We start from the raw sequence: 17,651 nt of genomic DNA on the forward strand, positions 1-17,651 counted from the left end.
TCTCTCGCATCGCCGTGGAAATCACCGGCTGTCCCGCCCGTTCGCGCGCGGGACGGCTGTCTTTGGGGGTATCCGGCCGTACTGTGCACGGCCGTTCCGGAGTTATAAGGAGATAGCATGAAGTCGATCGTGTTGAGAGCGTTGGGTGTCGCCGCCGTGGTGGCCTGTCTGTCGGGCAGCGTGTATGCGCAGTCGAGCGAGCCGGCGGCAGCCGAGGCGCCGGCCGCGAGCGCGCCGAAGGCCGCCGCGAAAAGCGCGAAGAAGGCGAACCGCCAACTCGGCTACGCGGTGCGCAAGGCGATTTCGAAGGAACAGGGCGTCGACGTGTCGAACCTCGTCGTGCGCTCGAAGGGCGGTGCGATCTCGCTGCAGGGCACGATGCCGGATCAGGCACAGATCGACAAGGCCGAAGAGGCAGCCAAGGGCGTGAAGGGCGTGACGTCGGTGTCGAACAAGCTGAAGGTCCAGCAGCAGTAATGCCGGGCGGGCGGCGCGACAGCGCCGTCCGCGCCCGCTTTCAGGCGGGCCCCGGCGCCGCCGGGGCCCGTTTTCGCTTCAGAGGCCGCCAGCCGCGCGACGCGGCGGCGGACCGATAACGAGATCGAGAGGGCGGCAATGACGACGCACGGGTGGGGCAGACGAATTCTTCTCGGCGCGGCGCTGGCTGGCATCGCGGTGCTCGGCGCCTGCAACGGCGACGAGTCGGGCGAGCGCAACCGGCTGCCCGGCTTCGTGTCCGGCAGCGTGCGCACGACGGCCTACGATGGCGCGAGCGACGACCTGCTGACGGCAGGCCTCGGCAAGACGGGCCTCGCGGCGGCAGCGCCCGGTTTTGCGAATCCGTCCCGGCCGACGAGCGCCGAGCTGCGCCGTCTCGCGATCTGGTCGAACTACCGCGCGCTCGTCGACATGAGCGCGAACGGCGGCTACGGCCGCTTCTGGGGGCCGAACGTCGACCTCGCCGGCAACGACACGCTCGGCGAAGGCAAGATCCCCGGCACCGAATATCTCGCGTACTCCGACGACGGCAGCGGCAGCAAGAACGTGACGCTGCTCGTGCAGGTGCCCGCCAGCTTCGATCCCGCGCAGCCGTGCATCGTCACCGCGACGTCGTCGGGCTCGCGCGGCGTGTACGGCGCGATCTCCGCGGCCGGCGAGTGGGCGCTCAAGCGCGGCTGCGCGGTCGCGTACAACGACAAGGGCGGCGGCAACGGCGCGCACGAGCTCGGTTCCGACACCGTCACGCTGATCGACGGCACGCTCGCCAACGCGGTGCTCGCAGGCACCGCGAGCCTGTTTACCGCGAACGTGACGAGCGGCGATCTCGCCGCGTTCAACAGCCGCTTCCCGAACCGCTATGCGTTCAAGCACGCGCATTCGCAGCAGAATCCCGAGCAGGACTGGGGGCGCGTGACGCTGCAGTCGGTCGAGTTCGCGTACTGGGCGCTCAACGAGCAGTTCGGACCGCCGCTCGACGGCTCGCATCACGGCGTGCGCTATCGCGCGGGCGACATCACGACGATCGCCGCGTCCGTCAGCAACGGCGGCGGCGCGTCGCTCGCGGCGGCCGAGCAGGACAACCGCGGCTGGATTACCGCGGTCGTGGTCGGCGAACCGCAGATCAACGTGCGGATGGCGCCGAACGCGATCGTGCGCACGGGCGGCCAGCCCGTGCCGTCGTTCGGCCGGCCGCTGGCCGACTACGCGACGCTCGCGAACCTGCTGCAGCCGTGCGCGGCCGCATCGGCGTCGCTTGCCGACGCGCCCTACCTGAGCGCGCTGCCGGCCGCGACCACGCAGTCGATCCGCACGCAGCGCTGCGCAACGCTTGCCGCAGCCGGGCTCGTGTCGGGCGCCGACACGCAGAGCCAGGCCGCCGACGCGCTCGCGCAGCTCCACGCGGCCGGCTATCTGGCCGATTCCGACCTGCTGCAGGCGCCGATGTGGGATTCGCAGGCGATTCCGGCGATCGCGGTCACCTATGCGAACGCGTACACGCGCTCGCGCGTCACCGACAACCTGTGCAATTTCAGCTTCGCGACGACGAACGCGGCGACGGGCGCGGTCGCGCCGCCCGCCGCGTCGCCGATGCCGGCCGTGTTCGGCGTCGGCAACGGCGTGCCGCCGACGGCCGGCATCAACCTCGTGTTCAACACGGGCGCGGGTGTCGACCACCGGCTCGCGACGCCCGATGCGAGCTTCGCGGGCGCGCTGTGCCTGCGCCAGCTCTGGACGAACGGGATGCTCGGGATGCCCGCGAACGTCGACGCGGTGCGCGTGAACGCGAACCTGCAGGGCAAGCCGGCGATCATCGTGCAGGGCCGCAGCGACGCGCTCGTGCCGGTGAACCACGCATCGCGCGCGTACGTTGCGCAAAACGGCATCAGCGAAGGCGGGCGCAGCCAGCTTGTGTTCTACGAGGTGACGAACGGCCAGCACTTCGACGCGTTCCTGCCCGTCGCGGGCTTCGACACGCGCTTCGTGCCGGTCCACTACTACAACCTGCAGGCGCTGAACCTGATGTGGCAGCACCTGAAGAACGGCGCGCCGCTGCCGCCGTCGCAGGTGATCCGCACGGTGCCGCGCGGAGGCACGCCGGGCGCCGCGCCCGCGCTGACGAGTGCGAACCTGCCGCCGATCTCCGCCGCGCCCGGCGCGAACGCGATTTCCGCTGGCGCCGGCGCGATCGACGTGCCGCTCTGACGGCGCCCGCCGTACCGCCATCGCGAAGCCGGACAGCCGTCCGGCTTTTTCTTTTTTTCGTCGCTGGAATCGGTCCCGTGCCGCCTTTTATCCGAATGGCGAGCGTCGTAACAAATTATTACTTTACGGCGGTAAATCCGGAACTTATTATGCGCCGGTATTTTCACTTAATTTAATAAATTCCGGATACGAGATATTCCTTTCCATTTAATTAATCGATCCTTTCGATTTTATTAAATCGGCTCGAGCTGCGATTGGTCGCCGTTTTGCGATTAATCGGCATCTCGCCGGCGGGGATTGCTCGCCTGTTCGTAGCGGAGTCGCCTTATCGGGCGGGCTTTGCGGGGCATGCTTTTGCCGTCGATTTTGTGCGCATGAGGATATGCGCAATGAATTCGTATTGCTGCGGATTATTGAATTGTCGTTTGCAATGGAATTGATTCCATTGTGCAGTTGCAAAAAAACATGGGTGGGGTAAATCGTGCCGATCGGTATTTGCCGATCCGGTAAAAAACTCGGAGTGCGTCGCATAACGAATGCATTCCCGGTGCGGAGCGCCGGCGCAAACGATCCTTTGCGGCCGGCGGTATTTATCGTTCTGTTCGAGAGGCAATAATGACGACACGGAAGTCCTTGAAAGACGGTTTCGCGCTATTCGGAACGACACTGAGCATGCCGCTCGCCGCAGCCGCGGCCGCGGCGCTGCTCGTCACGGGGTGCGGCGGCGACGACGGGCCGAGCCCGGCCGCATCGGCCGCCGCCGCGGCGGCGACGACGTCCAACGGCAGCACGTCGGCCAGCACCAACGCAACGGCCGCCGCCGCGGCCGACCAGCCGTACGTCGACAACGACGTGTACGGCACCGGGCCGAACGACGCCGTCACGGATTCGACGGAAGGCGCCGCGGTCGTGCACCGCCAGGTCACGATCGGCGGCAAGACCGTCAAGTACACGGCCACCACGGGCCACCTGACGACGATCGATCCGATCACGTCGGCGCCGAACGCGAAGATGTTCTACGTCGCGTACACGCAGGACAATCCGGACCCGTCGAAGCCGCGCCCGGTCACGTTCTTCTACAACGGCGGCCCCGGCTCGTCGTCGGTCTACCTGATGCTCGGCTCGTTCGGGCCGAAGCGGCTGCAGTCGTCGTTCCCGAACTTCACGCCGCCCGCACCGTACAAGCTGCTCGACAACCCCGACAGCCTGCTCGACCGCACCGACCTCGTGTTCATCAACCCGGTCGGCACCGGTTATTCGGCGGCGATCGCCCCGGCGAAGAACAAGGACTTCTGGGGCACCGACCAGGACGCACGCTCGATCGACCGCTTCATCCAGCGCTACCTGACCAAGTACTCGCGCTGGAATTCGCCGAAGTTCCTGTTCGGCGAGTCGTACGGCACCGCGCGCAGCGCAGTCGTGTCGTGGGTGCTGCATGAGGACGGCATCGACCTGAACGGGATCACGCTGCAGTCGTCGATCCTCGACTACGCGAACGCGCTGTCCGCGCCGGGCATCTTCCCGACGCTCGCGGCCGATGCGTTCTACTGGAAGAAGACGACGGTCAACCCGACGCCGGCCGATCTCGACGCGTACATGGTCCAGGCCCGCGCCTATGCGGACAACACGCTCGCGCCGCTCGCGCAGAAGCCGAACCCGCAGGACGGCGGCTTCGTGAACGTGCGGCTGAACCTGAACCTGCAGACCGCGCAGCAGATGGGTTCGTACATCGGCACGGATCCGACGTCGCTGATCCAGACCTTCGGCAACCCGGCCGCGCTCGGCAACGTGCCGTCGTCCAACGACAACCCGCCGTACACGTTCTTCCTGACGCTCGTGCCGGGCACGCAGATCGGCCAGTACGACGGTCGCGCGAACTTCACGGGCAAGGGCATCGCGCCGTACATCCTGCCGAACTCGGGCAGCAACGATCCGTCGATCACGAACGTCGGCGGCGCGTACACGGTGCTGTGGAACAGCTACATCAACACCGACCTCAAGTACACGTCGACGTCGTCGTTCGTGGACCTGAACGACCAGGTCTTCAACAACTGGGACTTCAGCCATACGGACCCGACCGGCGCGAACAGGGGCGGCGGCAATACGCTGTACACGGCCGGCGACCTCGCGTCGACGATGAGCGTGAACCCGGACCTGAAGGTGCTGTCGGCGAACGGCTATTTCGATGCGGTCACGCCGTTCCACCAGACGGAGCTGACGCTCGCGCAGATGCCGCTCGATCCGGCGATCAAGGCGCAGAACCTGACGATCAAGAACTACCCGTCGGGCCACATGATCTACCTGAACGACGCGTCGCGGACCGCGCTGAAGGGCGATCTCGGCAGCTTCTACGACGGCATCCTCGCGAACCGCACCGCGCTGCAGCGCGTGCTGAAGCTGCAGGCGCGCACGCAGCAGCTCAAGCAGCAGCAACTGAAGCAGCAGGGGCAGTAAGTGACGCAGGCGGCTCGCGCCGCCTGACGTGACGTAAAAACGCTGCCCGGTCACGCGCCCCGGCTTTTTACGTGGCGTGTGTTGATGGCGGTGCTGCAATTCTCCAAGGTGCCCCGTGAGTCATGGACTTCCGGGGCATCGTCTTGTCCGGGGGCCGACTCGTCCCCCTGAGGCCATCGGTGACGGCGTTGAAAATCCTCAAAAGGGGGATGAATAGCCCTCTATTGAGGATTTGCCGAAAAATCCTTATAGTGGGGATGTTTATCCCTAAATTGAGGATTTCCGTGAGTCTCGCTGACTTTCTCTTCACACCCGGCATGCAACGCGTGCTTGGTGCCACGCTGCTGCAGCCTGACCGTAGTTTTACGCTGCAGGAACTGCTGCGTCTGGCAAACAGCGGGCGCGGAAGTGCTCAAAAGCAGGTGGACCGGATGGTCGAGGTCGGCGTACTTAAGGAAGACGCCCGACGAGGCCGACAACGGAGCATCCGCGCGAATACGGAATTCGTCCTCTATCCGGAACTGGTCAGCATCGCGCGCAAGTCATTTGCAGTTGTGGAGCCGTTGAAGGAGGCGTTGTTGCCTTTTGCCGCGCAGATCACCACGGCGTTCGTGTTCGGCTCGGTGGCCAAGGGTTCCGACAGCGGCCGTAGCGACATCGACCTGATCGTCATCGGGAACGTCCAGCTCCTCGAGCTATCTGAAGCCCTGCACGTAGTCGAGCAAAGCTTGCTGCGCCCCGTCAACTTCTCTTTGTACGAGCCTGCGGAATGGGCTGCGCTGGTCGACGCCGACCCCGTCATGGCCCAGATCGCCCAGGGCCCCACGCTGAGGATACTGTGATGCCGCGCCCGACCGAATACGAAAACCTCATCAGGACGAAAGCCTTCGATCCGGTTGCGCCGACGCCCGGGGCAATCGCGGGCTTCCTGCGAAATGCCGCGGACTACAAGGCCACTGCCGATGAGCTGGATCCCGCCCGGCATCTGCAGGTGTTTACATTGGCCTACGAAGGCTATTTTCAGGTGGTGCAGGCGATCCTGGAGTTCTATGAGGTGCGAACCAAGGATGCCGGCCGTAACCTGGCCATCCAGCGCGTGTCCACCTCGCTCGGTGTGAGTCCGCAGGAATTTGCGTTCATCACGAAGGCACACGAGCGCCGCAACGGCACGTCGTACGTTTCCCCGTTTCCCCCGGTGTCGAAGGCAGAGGCCGCTACCATGCTGGGCATCCTGGCCAAATACCTGCCTGTTGCGCATGCGCTGACAGGTACGCCGTGAGACTCACCCGGGCGTTCATCAAGACATGAGGTGAAGGCTGTTCGCCAACAGGGACGGTGTTTTTCGTTGGCGACGGGAGTGTGTCGATGCACGACGCGCGCGCGGGCCGTCGTGCCGGGCCACTTACGCGAGCACGAGCCGCACGCCGACGGCAACGAGCGTCGCGGCGAGCAGGTTGCGCAGCAGCCGCTCGGGCGCGCGCGCCGACAGCAGGCTGCCGAGCACGATACCGGGCAGCGAGCCGAGCAGCAGCGACAGCAGCATCGACCAGTCGACCGAGCCGAGCAGCCAGTGGCCCATGCCCGCGACGAGCGTGAGCGGCACCGCGTGCGCGATGTCGGAGCCGACGATGCGGGTCGTCGCGAGCGCCGGATACAGCAGCAGGAGCACGGTGACGCCGATCGCACCGGCGCCGACCGACGTCATCGACACGAGCACGCCGAGCACGGCGCCCGTGAGCACGGTCGACCACAGCGTGCGCGCAGGGCTCGGCACGAGCGGGTTGCGCGCGGCGAACGCGGTGAGCTGCGGCCGGAAGATCAGCGCGAGCGACGTGAGCAGCAGCGCGATGCCGAGCACGAGCTGGATCATCCGCGCGGTGCCGGGTGTGTTCATCCCGTGCGTGTGCAGCCACCACAGCGTGAGTGCCGCGGCCGGGACGCTGCCTGCCGCGAGCCGGCCCGTGATGCGCCAGTCGATCGATCCCTTCAGGCCGTGGACGAGCGTGCCGGTGGCCTTGGTCGCGGCCGCGTACAGCAGGTCGGTGCCGACCGCCGTCGCGGGGTGGACGCCGAACAGCAGCACGAGGATCGGCGTCATCAGCGAACCGCCGCCAACGCCCGTCAGGCCGACGAGGATGCCGACGAACAGGCCGGACAGGGAGTACAGCAGATCGATATGGGGAAGCGACATCGGAAGCAGGCGGTTATGCGGCGTTCGGTGGCGGCGCGTGGCTGCGGCGCGCGCGTCAAAGTCCGCCATTGTCGCAAATGTGGCGGGTGGATGGTCGACTCCGTTAAAAATCGGCCGGGAAGGCCCGCACGGCGGTCGGTCGGACGGATGTGAAACGCGCGTTTGAACGACGGCAGGGCCGATGAAGGCGATCGGCCTGAACGGTATGACGAACCCGGAATGTGCGCCGCGCCCGGCACGCGCAAAAAAGGGCGCGACAATGCGCGCCCTGGTTCGACGCCGTCGACCGGCTCCACCTGCCGGCGGTCAGTGCATCGCGGGGCCGACGCCTTCGACGCCGTTCTGCGGCCGGATGCGCAGCGCAAGCCCGATCAGCGCGGCCGCGGCGGCGAACGCCGCGCCGAACGCGAAGGCCGCGTGGTAGCCGCCGTTCAGCGCGTCGAGCGGCGCGGCCTGCGCGGCCGAGAGCGCATCGGTACGGGCGGCCGCGAGGCTCGCGAGCACGGCGAGGCCGAGCGCGCCGCCCATCATGAACGCGGTGTTGACGATCCCCGACGCGAGCCCGGAATCGGCCGGATCGACGTCGCTCATCGCGGCGAGCAGCATCGGGTTGAACGCGACGCCCGCGCCGATGCCGAGCAGCGTCATGCCGGGCAGCACGTGCCAGACGAAACCGCCGTCGGCCGGCGCGCGCGAGAACAGCGCGAGGCCGCAGGCCGCAATCAGCAGGCCGGCCGCGATCGGGCCGCGGATCCCGAAGCGCATCACGATGCGCGCCGACAACCCGAGCGAGAACGCGGCCATGATCAGGTTCGCCGGCAGGAACGCGAGGCCGACCTGCAGCGGCGCGTAGCCGAGCACGCGCTGCATGTACAGCGCGGACAGGAAGAACCACGCGAACATCGCGGCCGCCCACAGCACGCCGATCACGTTCGCGAGCGCGACGTTGCGCGCGGCGAACAGCGTGAGCGGCATCAGCGGATGCGCGGCGCGCGCCTCGATCGCGATGAACAGCGCGAGCAGCGCGACGGCCGCGCCGATCAGCGCGACGGTCTGCGTCGACAGCCAGCCGGCCTCGTTGCCGCCGACGATCCCGTAGACGGCCAGCATCAGCGACGCGGTCACCGTGATCGCGCCCGCGACGTCGAGCCGCGCGGCGCCGGCCGGCGCGCGCATGCGCGGCAGCAGCGCGACGCACATCGCATAGACGGCGATGCCGATCGGCAGGTTGACGAGGAAGATCCAGTGCCACGACAGCGAACTCGTCAGCAGCCCGCCGAGCAGCACGCCGATGCTGCCGCCGCCCGCGCAGACGAAGCCGTAGACGCCCATCGCCCGCGCGCGTTCGCCGGGCTCGGTGAACAGGTTCATGATCAGCGACAGCGAGACGGCCGACACGACGGCGCCGCCGAGCCCCTGCACCGCGCGCGCGGCGATCAGCATCGTCTGCGATTGCGCGAGGCCGCATGCGAGCGACGCGAGCGTGAACACGACGAGGCCCGCGAGGAACATGCGGCGCTGGCCGTACAGGTCGCCGAGCCGGCCGCCGAGCAGCAGGCAGCCGCCGAACGTCAGCAGGTACGCGTTGACGACCCACACGAGGGCCGTTTCGGTGAAATGGAGGTCGGTGCTGATCGACGGCAGCGCCACGTTCACGATCGTGCTGTCGAGCACGATCATCAGCACGCCGAGGCAGAGCACGATCAGCGCGTACCAGCGCTTCTCGCCGTGGATCCCGTGGGTCATGGGCGCGCAGCCTTCCGATAGTGATTTGAAAGGATGCATTGTAGACGTCATCGGCGCGGGCTTCCTGCCGGTTTGTGGCAGGAGCGACGCGTAGTGGCGCGTCCGGACGGGACGCGCGGGATGGACGTCGTGCGTGTTACGGGCGCGCCGGCAGTTCGCAACCGTCGGGGCCGCATGCGGCCCCGACGCTGCCGTCGAGCTCGACGATGCCGTCGCGCCACGCCTGGTCGAGCGCTTGCGCGAACGCGTCGGCTGGCTGCGCGCCCGACACCGCGTAGCGGCCGCCGAACACGAACAGCGGCACGCCGCGCCCGCCGATTTGCGCGGCGCGTGCGATGTCGGCCTCGACTTCGGCGCGGTACGCGTTGCTGCGCAGCACGTCGTCGACGGCCGAGCGCTCGAGCCCCGCTTCGACCGCGAATTCGGTCAGCTGCGCATGATCGAACAGCGAGCCGTGCTCGCAGAAATACGCGCGGTACAGCCGCTCGGTCAGTGCATGCGCGCGGCCGGTCGACTCCGCGAGCTTCACGAGCCGGTGGCCGTCGAGCGTGTCGCCGACGAGCGTGCCGGGCAGGTCGTAGCGCAGCCCGACGCTCGCGGCCGCGTCGGTCACCTGGCGCAGCATCTGGTCGACCTGCGCGGGCGACATCCGGTATTTGCCCGCGAGCATCGCCTCGACCGGCTCGACGGGCTGGCCGGGCATCAGCCGGTACGCGCGCAGCGCGACGTCGACGCGGTCGGCGTGCGCGAACGCGGCGAGCGCCTCGTCGAAGCGGCGCTTGCCGATCCAGCACCACGGGCAGATCAGGTCGGACCAGATTTCGACGGTCAGGGTCGGGCGGGCAGTCGGGGCGGGAGCGGTCGTCATGGGCGGTCCGGGGCAGCAAAAAAGTGTAACCGGGACTATATCACTTTATGCTTCGACGCTTGGTCTTGACCGGGCCCGTGCGGAACGGGCCCGCGCCCGACGTATCACGAAGCATAGACACGGACGGCACGGACCGATAGCGATTGCGGATGCCGGACGCGGCGGAAGGGGCCGGCGAACCGGCCCGCGGGGGCACGCCGCTTGCCGCTCACCGCTCACCGCTTATGCGTCGCCCTGCGTTTCCTTCAGGTGCTTGAGGTGCTTGTAGACCGTCGCGCGTCCCATCCCGAGCACGTTCGCGACATAGTTCGCCGCGCTCTTGCCGCGGAACGCGCCTTCCGCGTAAAGCGCCTCGACGAGCTCGCGCCGGTGCTCGCGGGTGAGCCCGTTGAGTCCGACCTGCCGCTCGCGCAGCCAGCCGTGCAGGAACGTGTTGATGCGCTCCTGCCAGTCGTCGCGGAACAGCTCGTCCGGCTGCGCGACGACGCCCGCGCCCTTGATGAACAAGTCGAGCGTCGCGCGTACCTCGTCGAACACCGCGATGTTGAAGTTGATGCACATCATCCCGGCCGGGCGGGCTTCGTCGTCGAACAGCACGTTGCTGACGCAGCGCATCCGCCGGCCGTCCCAGTTCAGCTTCTCGTACGGGCCGATCACGCGCTCGCGCGCCGAATGATCGATTTCCTCGAGCGCGGAATCGTCGCCGACCTCGCGCTTGGACAGGTTGTTCGCGAGATACAGCACGGTCTGGTCGTGCAGGTCGTGGATCACGACTTCCGCGTACGGGAAGAACAGCGCGGCGATACCGTCGGCGATCGGCGCATAGCGGGTGAGCAGCAGGTCTTTGACGGGGGATTGCTTCTTGCGCATCGGTGTCGCCATCTCGGGTGGGCGGGGGCCGGGCGGCGCATCGGGCCGGCGTGCCGGCGCGCCGGTGGCCGGCATGCCCGTGCGCCCGCGCGCGGCCGCCGCGGCGGTTGCGCCATTGTATCGGCCCCGCGCTCGCGTGCCGCTCATGCGCGCGTCAGGTGTGTGTACAGCGCGTGCGCGATCGCGATGTCCTCGAGCCCGAGGCCGATCGAGCGGAAGAACGCATGACGCGTGCGCGACGGCGCCGCGCAGGTGCCGGCGACGAGCGCGGGCAGGTCGCCGACGATCCGCGCGGCTTCCCAGCCGTGGTCGGCCGCCGCGATCTGCATCTCGCCGGCGCTCGCGGGCGTCGTGTGCCGGTAGTCGCAGTACACGTCCATGTCGGGCAGCCAGGCGGGCGGGATCTCGTGCGCACGCGCGACGTTCGTGCTGATCGACGTGACGAGCGCGGGGCGCGTGAGCATCCCGTCGCCGAGCACGGGTGTGCCCGACGACGTGCACAGCATCACGACGTCCGCGTCGCGCACGCAGGCTTCGACGCTCTCGGCCGCGCATGCGCGCGGGTCGAGTTCGGCGAGCGTCGCCTGCAGCGCCGCGTCGCCGGCGAGCGCGGGCGAGTACACGCGGATCGTCTCCCAGTCGCGCAATGCCGCCGTGTGCCGCAGGTGCGCGAGGCCGACCGCGCCGGCGCCGACGATCGCCAGACGGCGCGCGTCGCGCGGCGCGAGGCAGTCGACCGCGAGCGCGGTCGTGCCGGCCGTGCGTTCGACGGTCAGCCGCCCCGCGTCGCACCACATCAGCGGCTGGCCCGTGCGCATCGACATCAGCGCGGTCCATGCGGTGACGATGGGTCTCCCGTCGGGCTTGCCGCCCGTCACGACGTACGGCGACAGCTTCGCGCCGAACACCTGCTCGTCGGCGAGCGCGCCGAGATACGTGATGAAGTCGCCGGCCTGGTCGGGAAACAGCGTGAGGGTCTGCGGCGGCTGCACCGCGCGCGCCGACGCGAGCGACGCGAACATGCGGCGCAGCGTGCCGAGCACGTCGAGCGACGGCAGGGCCGCGCGCACCGCGGCTTCGTCGACGGTCAGCGGCAGGGTCGGGACGGTTTGCGTCATGGGGACATCTCCGGTCGGGGCCGGACAGGAATGTCTCGAAAGACGGTGTCCGGTGGTGTTCGTGATGGACGAAAAGTCTAATATAGACAAACACAATCTGGAGAATTTTTCTTTTCGAGACTTTGCGTCGTTGCTGTCTTCATGAAAAACCTCGGGAAATCAACGGTGTTTTGACAGTCGACGAAATTTCGACGCGCCGAGACAGCGCACGATTCTCGTATCCCCTATAGTCTATTGTAGACTTTGAGTCTATATTTCGCGTGCAGGACACGACGTGTTGCCGTGCGGCGGCCGCCTGTGTCGAATACCGATCCGGCGCCCGGACGAGGGCGTCGCGCGACCGATCGTCATCGCCTCAATCCAGAACGGAAGGACCGTCTCATGAACTGGAAGCTTTCCCTCTGCGCCGTCGCGGCGCTCGCATGCGCGGCCGTCACGGCCCACGCGGAACAGTCCACGTTGCGCTTCGGGATCGAAGCCGCCTACCCGCCGTTCGAGAGCAAGACGCCGGCCGGCCAGTTGCAGGGTTTCGACGTCGACATCGGCAACGCGGTGTGCGCGAAGCTGAACATGAAATGCGTGTGGGTCGAGAATTCGTTCGACGGCCTGATCCCGGCGCTGCAGGCGCGCAAGTTCGATGCGATCAACTCGGCGATGAACATCACCGCGAAGCGCAAGCAGAGCATCGACTTCACGCCGGCGATCTACGTGGTGCCGATCGTGATGGTCGCCAAACGCGGCTCGCCGCTGCGGCCCGACGTCGCGAGCCTGCACGGCAAGCACGTCGGCGTGCTGCAGGGCTCGTCGCAGGAGGATTTCCTGAAGGCGCACTGGGCCAATGCGGGCGTGGCCGTCGTGTCGTATCAGGACCAGGACCAGATCTACGCCGATCTCGTCGCCGGGCGTCTCGACGCGGCCGTGCAGGAAGCGCAGACCGCACAGGACGGTTTCCTCGACAAGCCGGCCGGCCGCGACTACCAGATCGTCGGCGAGCCGCTGAAGGATCCGGCCACGCTCGGCGAGGGCACGGGCTTCGGGTTGCGCAAGGGCGACAAGGCGCTGCAGGCGAAGATCGTCGGCGCGCTCGACGCGCTGAAGAAGGACGGCACGCTGGGCGCGCTGTCGCAGAAGTACTTCAAGCGCGACATCGTCGCGAAGTAAGCACGGCCGCGCGCCGGCCGCGGGGCCGGCGCGTGCCGCATCGAATCTCGACGCTGGGCGGGGAAGCATGGATTTCGACGTCATCGTTCTGGGGGCCGGCATCGTCGGCGTGTCGTCGGCGCTGCATCTGCAGGATCGCGGGCTGCGCGTCGCGCTCGTCGACCGGCGCGCGCCCGGCGAGGAAACGAGCCACGGCAATGCCGGGCTGATCGAGCGCTCGTCGGTCGTGCCGTATGCGTTTCCGCGCCGGCTCGGCACGCTGCTGCGCTATGCGCGCAACCGCTCGGTCGATCTCTATTGGGACTACCGCGCGCTGCCCGCGTATGCGGGCTGGCTCGCGCGCTTCTGGCGCGAATCGTCGCCGCAGCGGCTCGCGGCCGCCGCGCGCGACATGCTGCCGCTCGTCGCGGCAAGCGTCGTCGAGCACGATGCGCTGCTCGTGCGCACCGACGCGCAGCCGCTCGTGCACGACGGCGGGTGGATCGAGGCATTCCGTTCGCCCGCGCTGTTCGACGCGGAAACGCGCGCGCAGCAGCGCGTGGCCGACGCGCACGGGCTGCGGATGACCGTGCTCGACGCGCGAGCGCTGCGCGAATGCGAGCCTGGTGTCGGCGACGCCTTCTGTGGTGCATTCCACTGGCAAGACCCGAAGACTGTGTCGAGCCCAGGCGGGCTGACCAAAGCCTACGCGCGGCTGTTCGAACGCGACGGCGGCACGTTCGTGCTCGGCGATGCGAAGACGCTTGCCCAGGTGGATGGCGGCTGGCGCGTCAGTACCGAGCATGGGCCGATCTCTGCACGCTCGGCCGTGGTCGCGCTCGGGCCGTGGTCCGATCACGTGTTCGCGCCGCTCGGCTACCGGATTCCGTTGCGCGTGAAGCGCGGCTACCACATGCACTACCGGCCGACGCGCACGCCGCTGAACGTGCCGGTGTGCGATACCGAGGAAGGTTTCGTCGTCGCGCCGATGGAAGGCGGCCGCCTGCGGCTCACGACCGGCGTCGAGATCGCGCTGCGCGGCGCGCCGCCGACCGGTGTGCAGCTCGCGCGTGCCGAGCCGCTGGCGCGCGACGCGTTCGGCATCGGCGAGCGGCTCGATGCCGAACCGTGGCTCGGGATGCGGCCGTGCACGCCGGACATGCGTCCGGTGATCGGGCCCGCGCCGCGCCATCGCCATCTGTGGTTCGCGTTCGGCCATTGTCACCACGGGCTCACGCTCGGCCCCGCGACCGGGCGCCTGCTCGCCGAAATGATGACGGGCGCGCCGACCTATATCGATCCCCATCCGTACCGGCCCGCGCGCTTCGGCTGAGCCGGCGGCGGCCCAGGCCGCCGCCCTGCGCGCTGCATCGCGTGCTCCGGCTGCGATGCGGCCGCAACAATTTTTCAATCGGCTATCCGAATTATCGAAAACCGGGTAATCGGAAATGATCTGCGTAATCGCCAAGAAAGAAATCGCGCAATAAATAAAATCAGTAAATTCGCGATTTATCAATGCATTTTCATATTGCTGAAATGCGCAGTGGGCAGCCGGCCCTGACGATGCAGGGCACCATCTCGAACGGACGTTCCGGTGTTACGCGGAATGTACCGGAACACGTTACTACGGGGCTCGCAAACGTTACGTTACATCCGCGTTCCGCCGGCCTTTTTCGTCAGACAATTCGGGCTCCGCAACCCGTGTATTTCGCCTGAAATCCATAAAAAAGCGTTATTGCCAGGCAATTGGCAGATGAATCAATCTGCTTTTTTGAATTGGCACGCTTCGTGCAATCCGTCCCCATGCTTTATCAACGTAGTGCCAACCGAGATGGGGTGAATAAGGATGGGACAAAATCTTAAATTGACGGGTGTGGCGTTGTCGGTCGCGACGGTGTTCGGGGTACTGGCTTCGGGTTCCGCGATGGCGGGAGCCCTCGATTCGCTGCCGATCCCGCAAATAATCGTCAATCCGCCGACGAACAGCGTGTCGGTCGGGCTGGTCGCGACGGGCACGTCGCCGCTGGGCTCGGTCACAGTGGCGGCGGGCGGGGCGGGCGCGATCCAGACGTCGCTCGGCGATCCCGGCCAGGTGCTGTCGGGCGCCGTGGGGGCGGTGACGGGCGCACTCGGCGGTGGCGGCGGCACGGTGCAGCCGCTGGCGCCGGTGCAGGGGGTGGTGAATCAGGTGACGGGAGCGCTGAGTGGCGGCAACCCGGCAGGCGCGTTGACCGGTGCCCTTGGCACGGTCACGGGTGCACTGGGCGGTATCGGCGGCGGGTCGAATCCGCTGGCGCCGGTCCAAGGCGTCGTGAATCAAGTGACGGGTGCGCTTGGTAGCGGCAACCCGGCTGGCGCGCTGACCGGTGCCCTTGGCACGGTAACGGGCGCACTGGGCGGCATCGGTGGCGGCGCAAATCCGCTGGCGCCGGTTCAGGGTGTCGTGAATCAGGTGACGGGTGCGCTCGGTGGCGGCAACCCGGCCGGCGCGTTGACCGGTGCACTCGGCACGGTGACCGGTGCGCTGGGCAACATCGGCGGCGGCGCGAATCCGCTGGCGCCGGTTCAGGGTGTGGTGAATCAGGTGACGGGTGCGCTCGGCGGCGGCAATCCGGCCGGTGCACTGACCGGTGCCCTTGGCACGGTCACGGGTGCGCTGGGCGGTATCGGCGGCGGCACGAATCCGCTGGCGCCGGTCCAAGGCGTTGTGAATCAAGTAACGGGCGCGCTTGGTGGCGGCAATCCGGCCGGTGCACTGACCGGAGCCCTTGGCACGGTCACGGGCGCACTGGGCGGCATCGGTGGCGGTGCGAACCCGCTGGCGCCGGTCCAAGGCGTTGTGAATCAAGTAACGGGCGCGCTTGGTGGCGGCAATCCGGCCGGTGCACTGACCGGAGCCCTTGGCACGGTCACGGGCGCACTGGGCGGCATCGGTGGCGGTGCGAACCCGCTGGCGCCGGTCCAAGGCGTTGTGAATCAAGTAACGGGCGCGCTTGGGGGCGGCAATCCGGCCGGTGCACTGACCGGAGCCCTTGGCACGGTCACGGGCGCACTGGGCGGCATCGGCGGCGGCGCGAACCCGCTGGCGCCGGTCCAGGGTGTCGTCAACCAGGTGACGGGCGCACTCGGCGGCAACAACCCGGCAGGCGCACTGACGGGCGCCCTCGGCACGGTAACGGGCGCACTGGGCAACATCGGCGGCGGCGCGAACCCGCTGACACCGATCCAGAACGTCGTCGACCAGGTCACGGGCACGCTCGGCAGCGGTAACCCGGCCGGCGCGCTGAGCAACGCGGTCAACACGATCACGGGCACGCTCGGCAACGTCGGCGGCGCAGGGAGCCCGCTCGCGCCGGTGAAAGGCGTCGTCACGCAACTCGCCGGTACGCTCGGCAACGACAATCCGGCCAGTGCACTGACGAACGCGCTGAACTCGGTGACGGGCGCACTTGGCGGCGCGAACCCGCTGGCACCGGTGCAGGGCGTCGTCAACCAGGTCGTCGGTACGCTGTCCGGCGCAGGCGGTGGCAGCCCGATCGCGCCGATCACGAACCTCGTCAACGGCCTGCAGAACGCGCTGCCGACGGGCGGCAATCCCGCCGGTGCGCTGACCGGCGCACTCGGTTCGGTGACGGGCGCGCTCGGCAACCTCGGCGGCTCGAACCCGCTGGCGTCGGTGCAAGGCGTCGTCAACCAGGTCGTCGGTACGCTCGGCGGCAGCAATCCGGCTGCGGCGCTGAGCAACGCGGTCGGCACGGCCACGGGCGCACTCGGCAACGCGGTCGGTTCCGTCGCGGGCGCGCTCGGCTCGCTGGGCGGCACGAACCCGCTCGCGCCGGTGCAGGGCGTCGTCAACCAGGTCGTCGGTACGCTCGGCAGCGGCAATCCGGCCGGTGCACTGACGGGCGCGCTGAACTCGGTGACGGGTGCCCTCGGCAACCTCGGCGGCGCGAACCCGCTGGCGCCGGTGCAAGGCGTTGTGAACCAGGTCGTCGGCACGCTGACGGGCGCGGCGGGCAACAGCCCGATTGCACCGATCACGAACCTGGTGAACGGCCTGACGGGCGGCAGCAACCCGGCCGGCGCACTGACCGGTGCGCTGGGCTCGGTGACGGGCGCACTCGCGAACGGTCCGGCGGCGCTCGGCCAGGCGGCCGGCGCGCTGTCGGGCGCGGCCGGTTCGACGGCAGCGGCAGGCGGCAGCCTGCTCGGCTCGGGCGCGAACGCGGCCGGCGGCACGGCGGGCGCGGTCGGCTCGCTGCTGACGACGGGTGCCAACTCGACGGCGACGGTCGTCAATGCGGTCGGCACGTCGGTGGGCACGGCACTCGGTTCCGCACCGAGCCTGTCGGTGACGCCGCATTCGGGCAACAGCTCGCCGAACAACCCGCTCGCACCGGTAACGACACTGCTCCAGTCGCTGACCGGCGCCCTGCCGAAGTAAACGAGCCGGAAACGCACGGCGGCGCCGTATCGGCCGCCGTGCGCAACGGCCGTGCAACACGGGTTGCGCAACGCGGCATGACAGCGATGTCATGCCGCGTTGTCGTTTGGTTTCCCG

The 17,651-nt window shown here is 68.2% G+C and carries 13 protein-coding genes; 8 read left to right on the forward strand and 5 right to left on the reverse strand.

Annotated features, from left to right (window positions below; translation table 11 throughout):
• The first annotated feature begins 117 nt into the window (after positions 1-117).
• From R9B84_RS04130 to R9B84_RS04150, 5 genes are all read left to right on the forward strand, one after another.
• Complete coding sequence (locus R9B84_RS04130; RefSeq protein WP_423759313.1) at positions 118-477, forward strand: BON domain-containing protein; 360 nt, start codon at positions 118-120, stop codon at positions 475-477.
• 138 nt (positions 478-615) lie between these two features.
• Positions 616-2,703, forward strand: a complete 2,088-nt coding sequence (locus R9B84_RS04135; protein ID WP_423759314.1) for a D-(-)-3-hydroxybutyrate oligomer hydrolase — start codon at positions 616-618, stop codon at positions 2,701-2,703.
• 615 nt (positions 2,704-3,318) lie between these two features.
• Positions 3,319-5,157, forward strand: coding sequence for a S10 family peptidase (locus R9B84_RS04140; protein WP_423759315.1), 1,839 nt, complete (start codon positions 3,319-3,321; stop codon positions 5,155-5,157).
• 284 nt (positions 5,158-5,441) lie between these two features.
• Positions 5,442-5,999, forward strand: a complete 558-nt coding sequence (locus R9B84_RS04145; protein ID WP_423759316.1) for a nucleotidyltransferase domain-containing protein — start codon at positions 5,442-5,444, stop codon at positions 5,997-5,999.
• Complete coding sequence (locus R9B84_RS04150; RefSeq protein WP_423759317.1) at positions 5,999-6,436, forward strand: hypothetical protein; 438 nt, start codon at positions 5,999-6,001, stop codon at positions 6,434-6,436. The genes R9B84_RS04145 and R9B84_RS04150 overlap by 1 nt, the downstream gene beginning before the upstream one ends.
• Positions 6,437-6,559: 123 nt before the next feature.
• Here R9B84_RS04150 and R9B84_RS04155 read toward each other — a convergent pair whose 3' ends face one another.
• From R9B84_RS04155 to R9B84_RS04175, 5 genes are all read right to left on the reverse strand, one after another.
• Entirely contained in the window at positions 6,560-7,348 is a 789-nt protein-coding gene (locus R9B84_RS04155) for a sulfite exporter TauE/SafE family protein (RefSeq protein ID WP_423759318.1), read from the reverse strand.
• A gap of 306 nt (positions 7,349-7,654) precedes the next feature.
• A complete protein-coding gene (locus R9B84_RS04160; RefSeq protein WP_423759319.1) occupies positions 7,655-9,094 on the reverse strand; it encodes a DHA2 family efflux MFS transporter permease subunit in 1,440 nt (479 codons plus the stop codon).
• 136 nt (positions 9,095-9,230) lie between these two features.
• A complete protein-coding gene (locus tag R9B84_RS04165; RefSeq protein WP_423759320.1) occupies positions 9,231-9,962 on the reverse strand; it encodes a DsbA family oxidoreductase in 732 nt (243 codons plus the stop codon).
• 222 nt (positions 9,963-10,184) lie between these two features.
• On the reverse strand, positions 10,185-10,979 hold the full coding sequence (locus R9B84_RS04170; protein ID WP_423759321.1) for a helix-turn-helix transcriptional regulator: 795 nt from the start codon (positions 10,977-10,979) through the stop codon (positions 10,185-10,187).
• A complete protein-coding gene (locus tag R9B84_RS04175; protein WP_423759322.1) occupies positions 10,976-11,950 on the reverse strand; it encodes an ornithine cyclodeaminase family protein in 975 nt (324 codons plus the stop codon). Before R9B84_RS04175 ends, R9B84_RS04170 begins: the two co-directional genes overlap by 4 nt.
• 381 nt (positions 11,951-12,331) lie before the next feature.
• On the opposite strand from R9B84_RS04175, the gene R9B84_RS04180 reads away from it, so the two are divergent.
• The 3 genes from R9B84_RS04180 (at position 12,332) to R9B84_RS04190 (ending at position 17,534) form a co-directional block, all read left to right on the forward strand.
• Positions 12,332-13,111 (forward strand): ABC transporter substrate-binding protein, encoded by a 780-nt coding sequence (locus tag R9B84_RS04180; protein WP_423759323.1) that lies wholly within the window; start codon positions 12,332-12,334, stop codon positions 13,109-13,111.
• A gap of 67 nt (positions 13,112-13,178) precedes the next feature.
• Positions 13,179-14,423: an NAD(P)/FAD-dependent oxidoreductase gene (locus R9B84_RS04185; protein ID WP_423759324.1), complete on the forward strand. Its 1,245-nt coding sequence runs from the start codon at positions 13,179-13,181 to the stop codon at positions 14,421-14,423.
• Positions 14,424-14,936: 513 nt separating this feature from the next.
• The gene (locus tag R9B84_RS04190) at positions 14,937-17,534 is read left to right on the forward strand and encodes a beta strand repeat-containing protein (protein WP_423759325.1); all 2,598 of its coding nucleotides are present in this window, start codon (positions 14,937-14,939) and stop codon (positions 17,532-17,534) included.
• Positions 17,535-17,651 lie beyond the last annotated feature (117 nt).

The organism is Burkholderia sp. NLJ2 (genome assembly GCF_049487195.1).
Lineage (GTDB): Bacteria > Pseudomonadota > Gammaproteobacteria > Burkholderiales > Burkholderiaceae > Burkholderia > Burkholderia pyrrocinia.